The organism is Segatella oris, assembly GCF_900637655.1.
Classification (GTDB): Bacteria; Bacteroidota; Bacteroidia; order Bacteroidales; family Bacteroidaceae; genus Prevotella; species Prevotella oris.
This window is the reverse complement of the sequence record NZ_LR134384.1, coordinates 1,150,746-1,166,370: the sequence shown is the minus strand read 5'-3', so window position 1 is coordinate 1,166,370 and position 15,625 is coordinate 1,150,746. Positions and strand designations below refer to the sequence as shown.

Sequence of the window (15,625 nt, the reverse complement as noted above, 5' to 3'; positions counted from 1 at the left end):
ATTCATAGAAATTTTAATACAAACAACCGCAAGAAAACACTAAAAGCACTTGCTTTTGCGACATTTTATACGTATTTTTGTCGCAGAATTTGCGACGATATTCGATGTATAATGTCGCATCTCCTATGATTATATACACTCAAAACAGCTATCATGTATATTCACGAAAGAGAGAACTGGACTGATTTCCACTGGGAAAACAGCGCTATAGATGCACTGACTGAGCTGGCAAGTCGTAAGATTGGACTGCTTTATGGCAGGCTAAACAACCTTGGTTTCGACAACAAACTGCAAGCCATGGCTGAGAATCTTACACATGATGTAGTGCAGTCATCAGAGATAGAAGGGGTTAGTTTGAACACAGAAGAGGTTCGTTCGTCCATTGCCCGCCATTTAGGTATCGACAATGTAAAGTACACTGCGCCTTCACACTATGTTGAATCTGTAGTTAAAGTGATGCTTGATGCCGTAGAACACTATATGCAACCGCTGACAAAAGAGACGCTATGCAGATGGCAAAGTGCTTTCTTCCCGACAGGATATAGTGACGGATTTCCTGTCGAAGTGGGCTGTTATCGAACGCATGAAGAACACATTGTGTCAGGAATATTCGGCAGAGAACGTATTCACTACATTGCTCCTGCACCGCAACTCGTAGAGAACGAAATGACAAAATTCATTCAATGGTTCAATCAGCCACCGTCAACATCCAGCATCGTTCAATCTGGCATAGCACATCTTTGGTTTGTTTCTATTCACCCATTTGAAGACGGGAACGGACGCTTAGCACGCATCTTATCTGATATCCTCTTAGCAAAAAGCGACAAAAATGAGTTTCGCTTCTATAACATTTCAGCGGAAATCAATCGTAACAAAAAACAATATTACAACATTCTTGAACAGACTCAGCACGGAAACGGCGATATTACTGCGTGGCTGACATGGTATATCAAAACACTGATAGCTTCAGTTGAAGAAGCAGAAACAAGCGTTAACAGCATTCTGAACAAGAGTTTTTTCTGGCAACGAAATGCAAGTGTAATCATGACAGACCGCCAGACACAGGTTATCAACCTGTTTCTTGATGGCTATGAAGCCAAGATAACCTCGAAGACATGGGCTGTTTTAGGCAACTGTTCAAAGGACACAGCCATTCGAGATATACAGGATTTGGTGACAAAAGGAGTGTTACGTGAGGAAATTCCAGGGGCAAAACGACCTTGTTATGCCATTGTTTACGATCCTGAAGATCTCACTTCATGGTTCTCTGACACCCGAATAGAAGAGGAAAATGGCACATTCTATCTGCTGACTACATACAAAGGCAAGCAGAAAGTGCGCAACAGACTTCTTCGACTTGACGTAGAACGCTATATGAAAGGCAATCTTTCACTGCAGTCTTTGCTGAATAAGTATTGCGCATATCTTATGGATGCTTCAAGATAACAAGGCAGATTAGACAACAAAAAGAAATATCAGACACTACAATGGCAAACGAAATCGTATATGGGTTCGCTGAAACTCCGTTCGGAACAATTATCGTTGCACGCACGATTGACGGCATCTGCGACCTCCAGTTCTTAGGTTGGAACCGCATGGAAGTAATTCATGAGTTAGCAAGTCATTGGGGAGTATATACGCCAACGACACAGAATGACCTGATGGCCGACACAGTAAAGCGCGTAATCTTTGATGAATACGACCACCCCTTGAAGCTTGATCTCCAAGGAACTGACTTTCAAAAGAAAGTTTGGAGCGAGCTTTTAAAGGTCAAGAAGGGCGAAACGCTCTCCTATCAAGAGTTGGCAGAGCGCATCGATCAACCCAAAGCAGTGCGTGCTGTGGCTTCAGCTGTGGCCGAAAATCGCATTGCCATGCTCGTACCTTGCCACAGAATTATCCACAAAGACGGCACTACGGGAGAATATCATTGGGGACGTGAGCTGAAGAAACAACTCTTGGAGTGGGAAAAAAAGACTGTTGACAATGCCTAATTTCATTTCTGCTGACGAACTCTTCCACCGCATTTTAAGTATCATAGAGGCCGAAGTTGACACTCCGGTCAACAAATTATTGCACGAAACTTTGGTGCTCACATGCAGCGAGGGATTAGCAGGAAGCAATCTTGCTTTCGGTAACTTGTTTGCCCAAGTGGACTTCCTTTGCAAGAAACATCACATAGCTGTCGGTGACACTATAGCCATTCAGAACATGAGAAGGGCCAGCAACAGGGCCGAAAACATGCCTCATGAAGAACTGATGTATGCCTGTCGAGCCCTTGCCATGTTTGTTTCTGTCGTCTTTGATACTGATATTCCATCCTTTCTTGTGGGGCGAATTCCTGTGGAAGACATGCCGCAAAAGGAATACAGACATATCGACTACCGCTATATCCGAGGTCTTGTCAGCAAGGTTACCGAAGACACTTTTACCGTCAATATCGACCAAGATACCACCGAAAAACAGCTGACTATCCACCTCAAACCTCATCAGGAATATCTCAAGAACCTACTCCAGACAGGCTCACAGGTAAATCTTATCGATGTAGATACAGCCAAAGAAGCCTCTATAATCGTATATGAGCCCGACTATCTCATTGATATCAGCAGCATTGCCCGATGCTTTACTGACTACGGACACCACCCACTTTCCTACCTCATCAATGCCATGTCGCCGACAGCCAACAGCCAAGCTATCCTGCTTGGAAACTTTGCCGGCACTGCTTTGGACGACATTATCAATGGTAACGGGCATTATATCTGGCAGGAAACCTTTAAAAAGAACTTCAAGGAGAAAGCCTTGGAATACTGCACTTGCGATGACCTTAACCGTAAGGAAGACTTCAGAACGGCCGCACTTCGACAGACCCAGAACATCCAACAGATTGTTGCTGAACTCTTTGGCGACTTTCATGGTGATCTGATGCAGCCGCAAACCGACGTCACTTTCAATCGGGAAAAGGCAATCCTTGAGCCTTCTTTCGTCTGCGAGCAATTGGGATTGCAGGGCCGTGCCGACCTGATGACCACCGATTTCAAGTTGCTTGTTGAGCAAAAGTCGGGCAACAACTACAACATTCAGACGCATCAGCCCAACGAATATGGCAGCTTTCAGAAGGAAGAACACTATGTACAACTGTTGCTTTATTACGGGGTCTTACGACAGAATTTCCATGTTCCGAGCAACAAAATCGACATGCGTTTGCTCTACTCCAAATATCCGTTGCCAGGCGGATTAGTTGTAGTGAACTTCTATCAGAAGCTCTTCCGTGAAGCCATCGGCCTGCGCAACCGCATCGTAGCCTATGAATACAGCTTCGCACTCAACGGCTTTGAGGGCACAACCGACATGCTTTCGGCCGACATTATCAATGAAAAAAAACTTGCAACGCCATTCTATTTCAAGTATATCCAACCACGTCTTGATGCCGTCATCAATCCACTTCATAACCTTTCACCCCTCGAAAAGGCCTACTATGAGCGCATGATGACCTTCGTTTATCGCGAGCAATTGGCTGCCAAAGTGGGCGAACAGGAGGGTGTAGGAAACGGTACTGCCGACCTTTGGAACATGCCCTTGGCTAATAAAAAGGAAGCCGGCAACATCTATACAGACCTCACAATTGCAGCAAAAGCCAAGAGCAAGGACATCAACGGCTTTGACATCATCACACTGAACGTGCCCAATCAGGGCGAAGATTTCCTGCCCAACTTCCGCTTGGGTGATTTAGTTTACCTCTATTCCTATTCGCCTTTAGAGGGTCCTGACGTCAGAAACTCACTTCTCTTCAAAGGAAATCTCATCGAAATCCACACAGACAGTGTAACCGTAAAGACCGTAAACCCCATTCCCAAGGAGGGAAATGTGTGGGCGATAGAACATAGTGGCAGCGACATTGGGGGCACTTCGGCTATCCGTTCGCTGCATCAGTTCATCACGTCTGCCCCTAAATGCCGCCAACTCTTGCTGGCACAACGTGTTCCGGAGCAGGATACCACTTTGCAACTCACACGAAATTACCACCCCACCTACGACCCCCTGCTTCTCAAGGCCTTTCAAGCAAAAGACTATTTCCTGTTGGTCGGCCCTCCAGGAACAGGCAAAACGAGTATGGCTTTGCAGTTCATGGTGCGTGAAGCCTTGGCTAAAGACGAGTCAATCTTGCTGATGAGCTACACCAACCGCGCTGTAGATGAGATATGTGGCATGCTTTCTGAGAACGCAATCGATTATATCCGCATCGGCAGTGAATACTGTTGTGACAAGCGATATAAGTCACATCTGCTTAGCGAATATATTGAGAACAATCCTCGATTGAATGTTATTCGCGAGCAGCTCATGGCATCTCGTGTCATAGTCGGCACCACAAGTACGCTTCAAAGCAAGTCTTATATCTTCCGACTCAAGTCGTTCTCCATGACCATCATCGATGAAGCAAGTCAGATTCTCGAGCCAAATCTCGTGGGATTACTGTCACATTTGCCGAAGTTTATCCTCATTGGAGACTATAAGCAGTTGCCTGCGGTGGTACAACAAGAGGCAAATATCTCGGCTGTACACAATACTTTGCTCCATGGAATCGGCCTGACTAACTGCCGAAACTCGCTTTTCGAGCGTCTCATTCATGTGGAAGAAGCAGCCCAAAGAACCCACTTCATGGGCGTTTTACGGGCACAAGGACGCATGCATCCAGCTGTTGCCGCCTTTCCAAACCGTATGTTCTACTTCAAAGAATGCCTGAAACCTGTGCCTCTTCCCCACCAATTGGAGGAGCAACTCGACTATCACCTACCGTCTATTGACACTCTCGATGATGCACTGAAAGCATATCGAATGATGTTCATTCCATCGAAGTTATGCCGTCATTCGCAGCTTTCTGATAAGGTAAATGCCGATGAAGCCCAGATTGTTGCACGTATCTTAGGGCGCATCCACCGTTTCTATGGTCCGAGTTTTGATGCCAATCAAACCGTGGGTGTCATCGTTCCCTATCGCAATCAGATTGCCATGATTAGAAAAGAGATAGAAAAACTCGGCATCACCGGCCTCGAAAAGATCAGCATCGACACCGTGGAACGCTATCAAGGAAGCCAGCGTGACGTCATCATCTATTCGTTTACAATCCAGCATCGCTATCAACTCGACTTCCTTACTGCCAATTGTTTCGAGGAAGATGGCCACATTATCGACCGCAAACTCAATGTAGCCATCACGCGGGCAAGGAAGCAAATGATCATGACGGGTTGCAGATCAATCCTTGAACAAGATGCCGTCTTCAAGGAACTCATAGCCAACAGTACTATCTTTTCATAAATACCACTGCTTAAAGTCTATTTGAAAGAGATGCACACAATCACTAATTCTTCCGCATAATTACAAATATTGAAGTAAAATTCATTGCTTCTAAAAAAACTCTTACAAATGCTTTTGCATAGCTCGCGTACTTGAAATGAAACACTCCCTCGCTCCAAATACGCGCTGTTTTCGAACAGTTTGTAACCTATTAAAAATCAAATGGTTACAAAATTAAAGTCTAATTATAAAACTAAATCACGTAGAAAAACGACGTCATCTGTATGGAATCACTGCATCAACTGATGCAAAACGCACCGCATTCTCAGTCAGATTACGTGGTAAAATGACTGAGATTGCAGTGCAATATGCGGCTTTTTACAAAACAAAGTGTTGGAAATGAGAATATCAAAGCCACAGAATGGCTTCATACTCACACTGAAGACGAGTTCTCGTTTCTATTTGGTGGAGAATTGAAGTGTTAAAAACGAGGGCGTAATATTAACACAATTAAAGATACCACATGCTTTGTCTTTCTTTTCAGTATCTATCAAAAGAATGACAAAGCAAGTTCTGTTGTTGTCATGATTTGGCTGAAATAACCAAGGAAAATCTTAGCAGTTCTCTTTCCATGGGCAACATGAGGAGAACGTGAAGATGCTATATGAAACTTTCATCATTGCGACCACACTCGACGAGAAATTGCTATAAGCCCCGCCGAGTGGATGCTTTCTTTAGGAATATCGTAGGATCATGCCCGGACGAACGCGTGAAGTAGCGCTCAAATGGTTGAGACTACAGATCTTCTCAACCGTCACACCACGCATCTTGGCAATGGAAGCAAGGGTTTCGCCAGCCTTGACTTTATGATAGAGAAGGTCTCCGTTGTCAGCCGATTGCTTATTCTTGTAGCTGCCAAGTTCGCCATTCTGAACAAGATCACGCGTGTAACCGCCGTTTCCAATCTTGCCTCTCAGACGTGTTGCTTCAGCAGAAAGTTCATCGTAAGTATTGACATTATAGATAAAGTAGTCGCCCGTGACATCCTGATTACGGAAGTCAAACATCAGTGCGGGATTGAGTGCAACACCGCAGAGACGGGTTTCGAAGTGGAGATGTGAACCAGTACTCCGGCCCGTATTACCGCCTAAACCGATGATTTCGCCTGCACGTACGACTTGATTTTCAGTGACAAGCTGTTCTGAAAGGTGTCCATAGATGGTTTCAAGTCCGTTTGGATGGCGGATAACAATATATTTTCCGTAGCCTCCAGCCTCATATCTTACGATGCGAACCTTACCACTAAAAGCCGCACGGATAGTGTCGCCGATATAAACTTTGATATCTAATCCCTTGTGTTGACGCCCCCATCGACTGCCGAAATTACTCGTAACGACGCGGCTGTTGGTAGGCATGCAGAAGTGACGGAGGTCAATCTTGAAGGTGTCGGGCATCTCTGTGCGACGATGTGCATAGCGATTGTCCCAGTCATTATAGAGACTTGCTGCCGGAGATTGTTCCTGTTCGCGTTCGATAATGCTGCGAAGTACGAGTGTATCTACGGCTTTCATCTTGCGATCAACAGGTGCTTGACGTGCTAAGAGGTCTTGAGCTTGCACAGAAGTAGGTAAAACTGTCAATGCAAACAATAATGCTATTGTAAATCTTCTAATTCTTTTTCTTAAACTCATAATTTGGTTCTTAGGTTCGAATAAAATTCAGATTGATTAATGAAACAATCCAAAATCATCAAACAATGAATGGATAAAAGTCCACCATTTGTAGTCAAAAGCGTTACAAAGATATGAAAAAAAGCATCACAATGTATGTCTGTTAACGTATTTTGTTACATTTTAATGGTATTGTTTTAATGACAGAACATGATGTAATCTATCTGTTTATAGGGGATTTCAAGATATTGCAGCCCAATTGATATTAGTTTTTCTTAACTCTTTCAAGCGTGTCCAGAGCAGCTGATATTCAGTCTTTTCGCATGTAGGATCATTGTCGATAATCTTCTTGGCCTCGTCACGTGCAAGCTGAACTAACTGTCCATCGCGTGCAATGTCAGCTATCTTAAGGTCGAAAGCGATGCCACTTTGCTGTGTTCCTTCAAGATCTCCGGGGCCACGTAGCTTGAGATCGGCTTCTGCAATGCGGAAACCATCGTTGGTATCGCACATGATATCAATGCGTTTGCGGGTTTCTTCGCTGAGTTTATAACCCGTAACGAGGATGCAATATGATTGTTTTGCACCGCGACCTACACGTCCTCGCAGCTGATGAAGCTGTGAAAGGCCGAAGCGTTGGGCATCAAGTATGACCATAACAGAGGCATTTGGCACGTTAACACCTACCTCTATGACGGTTGTGGCAACAAGAATTTGAGTTTCACCGCTGACGAAACGTCGCATTTCCTCTTCCTTCTCAGCCGGTTTCATCTTGCCATGTACCTTGCTGATGCGGAACTCCGGGAAGATTTCAAGCAGCGACTCGTAACCCTTTTCAAGGTCTTTGAGGTCGTTTTTCTCATTTTCTTTTATCAGTGGAAACACGATATAGACTTGCCGTCCCTGCCGGATTTGCTGGCGAATGCCGTTGTAAAGGCTCGTCATCTGGTTGTCGAACTTGTGTATGGTCTGTATGGGTTTTCGGCCAGGAGGCAGTTCATCAATGACACTTACGTCGAGATCGCCGTAGATAGTCATAGCCAATGTGCGCGGAATTGGCGTTGCCGTCATGACCAATATATGTGGTGGGGTTTCGCTTTTTGCCCATAATCGGGCGCGCTGGGCCACTCCGAAGCGATGCTGTTCGTCGACAACGGCCAGACCGAGTCGGGCAAACTGCACGGTATCTTCAATCACAGCATGTGTTCCAACGAGTATTTTTACATCGCCGACAGCTAAAGCTTCGAGTACTTGTTTGCGTCGTTTGCCTTTTACAATGCCTGTGAGCAGCTCCACACGAACGTCTATTCCTTTCAGAAACTCTTTGATTGTAGCGTAGTGTTGCTCGGCCAATATCTCGGTTGGTGCCATGATGCAGGCTTGAAAACCATTGTCAATGGCTATCAACATGGTCATTAAGGCCACGAGAGTCTTGCCTGATCCCACATCACCCTGCAGCAAACGGTTCATCTGTTTGCCGCTTGCCATGTCGTTACGTATCTCATGCATGACGCGTTTCTGTGCCCCAGTGAGTTCAAAAGTGAGATTGTTATGATAGAAACCATTAAAGTTTTGCCCCACGTGTTGGAACACATAACCGCGGTATTTGCGTCGATGATCGCTGGCATAGCGCAGGATGTTGAGCTGCACATAAAACAGTTCTTCGAACTTCAGACGCACTTGTGCACGCTGGAGTTCGTCGAGTGATTTCGGATAATGTATGCCGTGGAAAGCTGCCTCGCGTGATATAAAATGGTGAGGGCGCAGGATAAAGGGTGGAAGTGTTTCCGAAATAGAACCTCCGGGAAGTCGACTGATAAGCGTTTTCGTTAGTTTTTCAATGGCACGGCTCGTCATTCCGTTGTTTTTCATCTTCTCAGTTGTGGAGTAATAGGGCTGCATGCCCATCTCATTGAGCTGCAAATCGGCGGCTTTTTCGATTTCAGGATGAGCGAATTGATAGCGTCCTCCATAGATCGTTGGCTTGCCGAAGACAATGTATTCGGTATTAAGCGTGTAGGTTTTATAGATATATTGCGCCCCACGAAACCACACTAAGTCGACCACTCCGTGCCCATCAGTGAAGTGAGCAACAATGCGTTTCTTCCTCGCTCCATTTGAGAACTCCTCGAAACTGAGTATCTTTCCCTTGATTTGAACAAAGGGCATGGTGCCGTTAAGCTCGTCGATAGCATATACCTTGCTGCGATCGACGTATTTATAAGGGTAGTATTCCAGCAGATCACGCCATGTCTGGACATTGAGTTCCTTGCTCAATATCTCTTTACGCTTAGGCCCAACGCCTGGCAGATACATGATATCCTGATCGAGAATGCTGGTCATTAAAGAAGTGTTTCAGCGATTTTGAGATCAAAGGGAGTGGTGAGTTTGATGTTTTCTCGATTGCCTTCAACCATTGAAACCTGGCAACCAAGACTCTCTACTACAGAGGCGTCGTCGGTAAAACTATCTTGATAAGGCTGGTTGAAAGCGCGTTTCAAGAGCGAAATATCAAAGACCTGCGGCGTTTGTACTATGCGATAATCAGAACGTTGCACATTGCGGCCTCCACCATGAGCATCAATATAGCGGATAGTATCGGTCACAGGAAGCACGGGAATGGCGGCATATTCTTCGCGAGCTGTTTCAAAACATTCTTTAATCACGCTCACAGAAACAAATGGGCGCACGCCATCATGAATGCCAACTACGCCCTCGGCATCGTCGGGAATGGCTGCAAGACCATTCTTTGATGAGTCGAAACGTGTTTCTCCTCCATTTACAATGGCATGTGGAATATTAAAGTTGTATTCCTTACAAAGGGCTTTCCAGTAGTCCTGCTGATGCTTAGGGAGCACAAGGATAATATTCAATGCAGTTTCATATTCATGAAAACGCTCAATGGTACGCATGAGAACGGGTATCCCCCCCACAGGAATGAACTGCTTGGGAATATCAGTTCCCATGCGCATTCCCTTGCCTCCGGCTACGATAATGATATAGTCCATGCAGTTTATCGAGTCATCAGATGAGTGAACTGCATCTTTGTTTCAAGGTCTTTTACGGCATCTTCGCCAATGAAATAACTCAAAATCTTATAAGCATAAGGCAGAGTAGCCGCCGGCCCTTCACCCGTAATGACGTTTCCATCCTCTTGAATGAGTTCGCCGGTATAGGTCGTTGATGCGTTGAAATATTGCTCAAAGCCTGGGCTGCAGGTAGCTTTCTTGTCGTCAAGAATACCACATGAAGCCAAAACCATAGGCGCAGCACAGATTGCTCCGACACGTTTTCCAGCTTCAAATTGCTTTTTTAACGCCGCTTTCACGCCCTCGTGAGCATTCAGATTGGTAGACCCAGGCATGCCACCCGGCAGTAAGAGGATGTCTGCATCATTGAAATCAGCTACATCTTCAAACTTCAAATCAGCCTTGACCGTTACACCATGCGAGGTTTCTACAAACTCACTCCCCGTTATACTGACGGTTTTGATGTCGACTCCACCCCTGCGAAGGATGTCAACAGGAGCCAAACCTTCGATTTCCTCAAAGCCGTTTGCTAAAAATTCATACACATTTGCCATAGTCATTCAATATTTTTCGTTATATTTGCAAATATAATAAGAAATATTGAAACTACAAAAACAAAACATGTCTGAACATAAACTGGTATTTGCAATCTATGGGAATGCGTACAAACGGCAAGCAATTTTACCCTTCATAGAACGTGCAGTAGCCTATCTCGAAAGTCATCATGCAACGCCTTTGGTCGAACCTGAGAATATCGAAGGGGTCGACTATGTGATTTCCATGGGTGGAGACGGCACGTTTCTTGAAGCTGCCAACAAGGTTGGTGACCGTGAAATTCCCATCTTAGGTGTCAACATGGGACGCCTCGGTTTCCTTGCCGATGTGTTGCCAAGTGAAATAGAAACAACCCTCGACCATGTGCTTCGGGGCGATCATATCATAGAGGACCACACGGTTATCAAGCTTGAAACCAACGGCGAAACCGTTGAATGCAATCCTTTTGCACTGAATGATATTGCCGTGTTGAAGCGAGACAGTGCCTCAATGATAAGCATCAGAGCCTATGTGAACGGTGACTTCTTGGTGAACTATCAGGCAGACGGACTCATCATTGCTACGCCGACGGGCAGCACAGCCTACAGTTTGTCTAACGGAGGCCCTATCATTGTGCCCCAAAGTGGCAGTCTTTGCATCACTCCTGTGGCTCCCCACAGCTTGAATATCCGTCCGATTGTCATCAATGATACCAGTGTTATAGAACTCGAAGTGTGCTCACGGTCTCATAATTTTCTTGTAGCTGTTGACGGACGAAGTATGAAAATGGCTGAAGAAACACGTCTCACCATCCGCAAGGCACCTTATACTATCAAACTTATCAAATTGAAATCTCAGCGTTATTTCTCCACTTTGCACGAAAAACTTATGTGGGGTGCTGACACACGACAACGATGAACTGCAAGACATTATTAAAGATTCCGAAGTTCAAATACGATGCACGGACATTGCTTAAATGGCTTTGGAATGCGTGGAGAGGCAATCAGTTGCAGGCTGTTCTCAATGCTTCTATCGGTCTTCTGTCGGTAGGTGTGAGCCTCGGTCACGTATGGGCGATGAAGCGGGCCATTGATGTGGCCTCGGGAACAGTGGAAGGTAACCTCTATTGGGCAGTCGGAGTAATGGCCGTTCTGATACTACTCGACTTTGCATTGAATATTGCAGGCACATGGGTTCGCAACATCTTAGGCATCAAGGCACAGAACCGCATGCAGCAACGCATGCTCGATCGGCTGCTGAGAGCAGAGTGGAAAGGGCGCAATCATCATCATTCTGCCGACATTCTCAACCGACTTGAGTTTGATGTCAACAACGTTGTGAACTTCTTAACCGAGACAATTCCAAGCACACTCTCCGTATTAGCCATGTTCATAGGCGCCTTTCTCTATCTCTTTTCAATGGACAAGGTGCTGGCTGTCATAGTGATTGGCATCTTCCCTATGTTCTTGGCAGTGAGTAAAATCTATGTAGGACAGATGCGACATCTCACCCGTCAGGTGCGCGATAGCGACAGTAAGGTGCAGAGTGTGCTGCAGGAAACGATACAACATCGCATGCTTATCAAGACATTAGAGAGCGACAGCGCCATGGTTGAACGGTTAGGCAACACGCAGAGCGAGCTTCGTCATCGCGTTGTCCGCCGCACAAAGTTCAGCGTTTTCAGCAATATGGTGGTCAATTTCGGCTTTGCTTTCGGCTATTTGGTGGCTTTCTTATGGGCTGCCATACGCATGTCGGCCCATACATTGAGCTTCGGTGGCATGACAGCTTTCCTGCAATTGGTCAACAGAATACAAGGACCTGCGCGCAACCTGACAAAACTCGTGCCCGCTTTCGTAAGTGTTTTCACGGCAGCCGAACGCTTGATGGAACTTGAAGAAGACCCACTTGAAGAACAAGGTACACCTATTTATATAAAGGCCCCCTGCGGAATACGACTTCAAAACGTAGGTTACGCCTATGAAGATGGTGGCGGAGACAAGGTCATAGACGGGCTTTCGTTCGACTTCAAACCGGGCAGTTGCACAGCCATTCTCGGTGAAACAGGAGCCGGGAAAACGACACTTGTGCGCATGATTTTGGCCTTGGTGCAGCCTCAAGACGGCAAGATTGAGATTTATCATGGCAGCACCCACCAGGCATTGTCACCCCTTCACCGCTGCAATTTCGTTTATGTTCCCCAGGGAAATACGCTCATGAGCGGCACCATACGCGAGAACCTGCGCCTTGGAAAGCTTGATGCCACCGATGAAGAAATGCTCCATGCCCTGCATGTCAGCTGTGCCGACTTCGTCAACGACCTGCCCGACGGTCTCAATACGCTCTGTTCTGAACAGGGAGGAGGCCTCAGTGAGGGGCAGGCTCAACGCATAGCAATAGCCCGAAGCCTGCTGCGTGACCGTTCAGTGATGCTGTTCGACGAGGCAACGAGCGCGCTCGACCCCGACACCGAACGCCAACTGCTGAACAACATCCTTTCTGCTCACGACAAAACAATTATCTTCATCACCCACCGTCCGGCTGTGATTGACTATTGCTATCAAACATTAAAGCTTGAAAAAATATAGCCAACAGGAAAGAAAAACCATTACATGATGCAACTATATGACGGTTATCTGCGTCTAAGCAATATATGATTCATCTCAAAGACATAAACAAAACCTACCAAGGGGCACAGCCTTTGCACGTTCTCAAAGGCATAAACCTCGACATAGAAGAGGGAGAATTCGTTTCCATCATGGGCGCTTCAGGCTCCGGAAAGTCCACTCTTCTGAATATTCTCGGTATACTTGACAACTACGACAGTGGCGAATACGTGCTTGGCGACACGCTCATCAAAGACCTTTCTGAGTCGCGTGCCGCCGAATACCGCAACAAGATGATTGGCTTTATCTTTCAAAGTTTCAATCTGATTGGCTTCAAGACGGCCGTCGAAAACGTCGAGCTGCCACTCTTCTATCAGGGAGTCAGCCGTCGGAAAAGGCATCAATTGGCCCTCGACTATCTTGACAAGCTGGGCCTTCTGCCTTGGGCCGACCACTATCCCAACGAGATGTCGGGCGGACAGAAGCAGCGTGTAGCCATTGCCCGCGCCTTAATCACGCAGCCACGCATTATCCTTGCCGACGAACCTACGGGCGCCTTGGACAGCAAGACCTCGGTCGAAGTGATGCAACTCTTGAAGCAACTCAATGCCGAAGAGCACAAAACGATTGTCGTGGTGACGCATGAAAGCGGCGTGGCTAACGAGACCAACAAGATTGTTCACATTAAAGATGGCATCATAGGTAAGATAGAAAACAACTTCGATCACCATGCTTCGCCATTCGGCATAGACGGAGTGATGAAGTAGTTGCTAACGCATTGAACATCAATATGATACGAAACAGCTTCTGACTTGCGTCAAATCATCGTGCAAACTGCGTCAAGTTATGTGCTGATTTGAGTCAAGTTGCACGATGATTTGAGTCAAGTTGCAAACGCAGTTGACGCACCTTGCAAACAGTCTTGACAGAACAGAAGAAACAATGTAAACCAAAGAGTGAAGTAATGAGAGACATTTTTGCTGAAATATGGGCTACAGCTAAGCGCAATAAACTGCGTACCGGGCTTACGGGCTTTGCCGTTGCGTGGGGCATCTTCATGCTGATTTTCCTCCTCGGAGCAGGAAATGGACTCATCAATGCCACCGAACAGAACAGCGGACGCTTTATGGCTAACTCCATGGAAGTGTTTGGTGGGCAGACTTCCAAAGAGTATCAGGGACTGAAAGAGGGACGTGAGATTACGCTAAATGATAAGGATTTTTCAACGACAACCGAGAAATTCTCTGCAAATGTCGATGACATGGGGGCGGTGGCAGAGCAGAATAACGTCACGATTTCATTGGGAGAGAACTACACAAATACGATACTTTCGGGAGTCTATCCCAATGAAAAGGACATCAACAAGATAGAGATGCGCTACGGGCGGTTCGTTAACCTGATTGACAATCAGCAGTCAAGAAAGGTGCTTGTCATTAATGATGAGCAGGCCCGTGAACTCACTTCGGGAGACATTCAGGGACTTATTGGGCGGTATGTCAACGTGGGTTCGTTCAGTTTTGAGATTGTCGGCATCTGTAAAAAAGACGATTCGGGGCGCAATGCACGGGCATTTTCGGCTTTCAACACTGTGCGCACAATATATAATAAAGGTGATAAGGCCGACGAGTTTCATTTCTCTTTCCACGGCTTGAAAACCGAACAGGACAATGAAGCCTTTGAGAAAGACTATCGGGAAAGCCTGAACCGCAACCACAGAGCAGCCCCCGACGACGAGGATGCGATATGGATTTGGAACCGATTTACACAGGCCATGCAGATGGAAACGGGTATGGGCATCATCCGAACTGCCCTTTGGATAATCGGCATCTTTACCTTGTTGAGTGGCATAGTGGGTGTTTCTAACATCATGCTCATTACTGTTAAGGAGCGAACTCGCGAGTTTGGAATTCGCAAGGCCATAGGAGCCAAGCCGTGGGCCATACTTAAACTCATCATCATTGAAAGTGTCATCATTACCACGTTCTTTGGTTATGTGGGGATGATTTTGGGCATTGCAGCCAATGAATACATGGATGCAACGATTGGACATATGCAGGTTGACGCCGGCGTTTTTAAGGCAATGATGTTCGTAAACCCTACAGTCGGACTTGATGTCTGCATAGAAGCCACCCTCGTTATGGTCATTGCAGGTACGCTTGCAGGCTTGATTCCGGCTAAGAAAGCGGCAAAAATCAGACCGATTGAGGCGTTGCGGGCAGAGTAGTGAAGCCTCCTCTGAAGCCTCCCCCGGCCCCTCCGAAAGGAGGGGAGACTGAATTTACGGGAGTTTCAAGGACATTTCGTCATGGAAAAGAAAACAGTTCAGAGAGAAGATGTAGAGATATAGACGAATGAAATGCATAAATGGACGACAAATATATACTCATTCTGCATGCTTGTTGTTTGCAATGCGTGCGGTCTCCTCTCCTTTCGGAGGGGTCAGGGGGAGGCTTTTCCTTTGGGTTGGGACTGGGTTGTAGCTTATTATTTAGCT

Annotated in this window: 11 protein-coding genes; 7 read left to right on the top strand and 4 right to left on the bottom strand. The window is 46.2% G+C overall.

Annotation, left to right across the window (positions count from 1 at the left end; all coding sequences use genetic code 11):
• Positions 1-153: 153 nt before the first annotated feature.
• The 3 genes from EL210_RS04740 to EL210_RS04730 are packed head-to-tail and all read left to right on the top strand — an operon-like array spanning position 154 to position 5,313.
• Entirely contained in the window at positions 154-1,446 is a 1,293-nt protein-coding gene (locus EL210_RS04740) for a Fic family protein (RefSeq protein ID WP_018919866.1), read from the top strand.
• Positions 1,447-1,487: 41 nt separating this feature from the next.
• Positions 1,488-1,994: a methylated-DNA--[protein]-cysteine S-methyltransferase gene (locus tag EL210_RS04735; protein ID WP_025879610.1), complete on the top strand. Its 507-nt coding sequence runs from the start codon at positions 1,488-1,490 to the stop codon at positions 1,992-1,994.
• Positions 1,987-5,313 carry an AAA domain-containing protein gene (locus EL210_RS04730; RefSeq protein ID WP_018919868.1) on the top strand — a complete coding sequence of 1,109 codons (3,327 nt, stop codon included), beginning with the start codon at positions 1,987-1,989 and terminating at the stop codon, positions 5,311-5,313. Before EL210_RS04735 ends, EL210_RS04730 begins: the two co-directional genes overlap by 8 nt.
• Before the next feature lie 713 nt (positions 5,314-6,026).
• Here the strand turns inward: EL210_RS04730 and EL210_RS04725 are convergent.
• The 4 genes from EL210_RS04725 to EL210_RS04710 all read right to left on the bottom strand — a co-directional run bounded on the left by EL210_RS04725 (position 6,027) and on the right by EL210_RS04710 (position 10,545).
• Entirely contained in the window at positions 6,027-6,983 is a 957-nt protein-coding gene (locus EL210_RS04725) for a M23 family metallopeptidase (protein WP_004371244.1), read from the bottom strand.
• A gap of 219 nt (positions 6,984-7,202) precedes the next feature.
• Entirely contained in the window at positions 7,203-9,305 is a 2,103-nt protein-coding gene (gene recG, locus EL210_RS04720; protein WP_018919870.1) for an ATP-dependent DNA helicase RecG, read from the bottom strand.
• A complete protein-coding gene (locus EL210_RS04715) occupies positions 9,305-9,970 on the bottom strand; it encodes a 2-C-methyl-D-erythritol 4-phosphate cytidylyltransferase (protein ID WP_018919871.1) in 666 nt (221 codons plus the stop codon). The genes recG and EL210_RS04715 overlap by 1 nt, the downstream gene beginning before the upstream one ends.
• Before the next feature lie 5 nt (positions 9,971-9,975).
• Positions 9,976-10,545: a DJ-1 family glyoxalase III gene (locus EL210_RS04710; RefSeq protein ID WP_025879609.1), complete on the bottom strand. Its 570-nt coding sequence runs from the start codon at positions 10,543-10,545 to the stop codon at positions 9,976-9,978.
• A gap of 67 nt (positions 10,546-10,612) precedes the next feature.
• On the opposite strand from EL210_RS04710, the gene EL210_RS04705 reads away from it, so the two are divergent.
• From EL210_RS04705 to EL210_RS04690, 4 genes are all read left to right on the top strand, one after another.
• Positions 10,613-11,443 carry an NAD kinase gene (locus EL210_RS04705; protein WP_004378416.1) on the top strand — a complete coding sequence of 277 codons (831 nt, stop codon included), beginning with the start codon at positions 10,613-10,615 and terminating at the stop codon, positions 11,441-11,443.
• Positions 11,440-13,113: an ABC transporter ATP-binding protein gene (locus tag EL210_RS04700; protein WP_018919873.1), complete on the top strand. Its 1,674-nt coding sequence runs from the start codon at positions 11,440-11,442 to the stop codon at positions 13,111-13,113. The genes EL210_RS04705 and EL210_RS04700 overlap by 4 nt, the downstream gene beginning before the upstream one ends.
• Before the next feature lie 65 nt (positions 13,114-13,178).
• Positions 13,179-13,898 carry an ABC transporter ATP-binding protein gene (locus tag EL210_RS04695; RefSeq protein WP_004371234.1) on the top strand — a complete coding sequence of 240 codons (720 nt, stop codon included), beginning with the start codon at positions 13,179-13,181 and terminating at the stop codon, positions 13,896-13,898.
• Positions 13,899-14,095: 197 nt separating this feature from the next.
• Positions 14,096-15,355: an ABC transporter permease gene (locus EL210_RS04690; protein WP_025879608.1), complete on the top strand. Its 1,260-nt coding sequence runs from the start codon at positions 14,096-14,098 to the stop codon at positions 15,353-15,355.
• Positions 15,356-15,625: the final 270 nt, after the last annotated feature.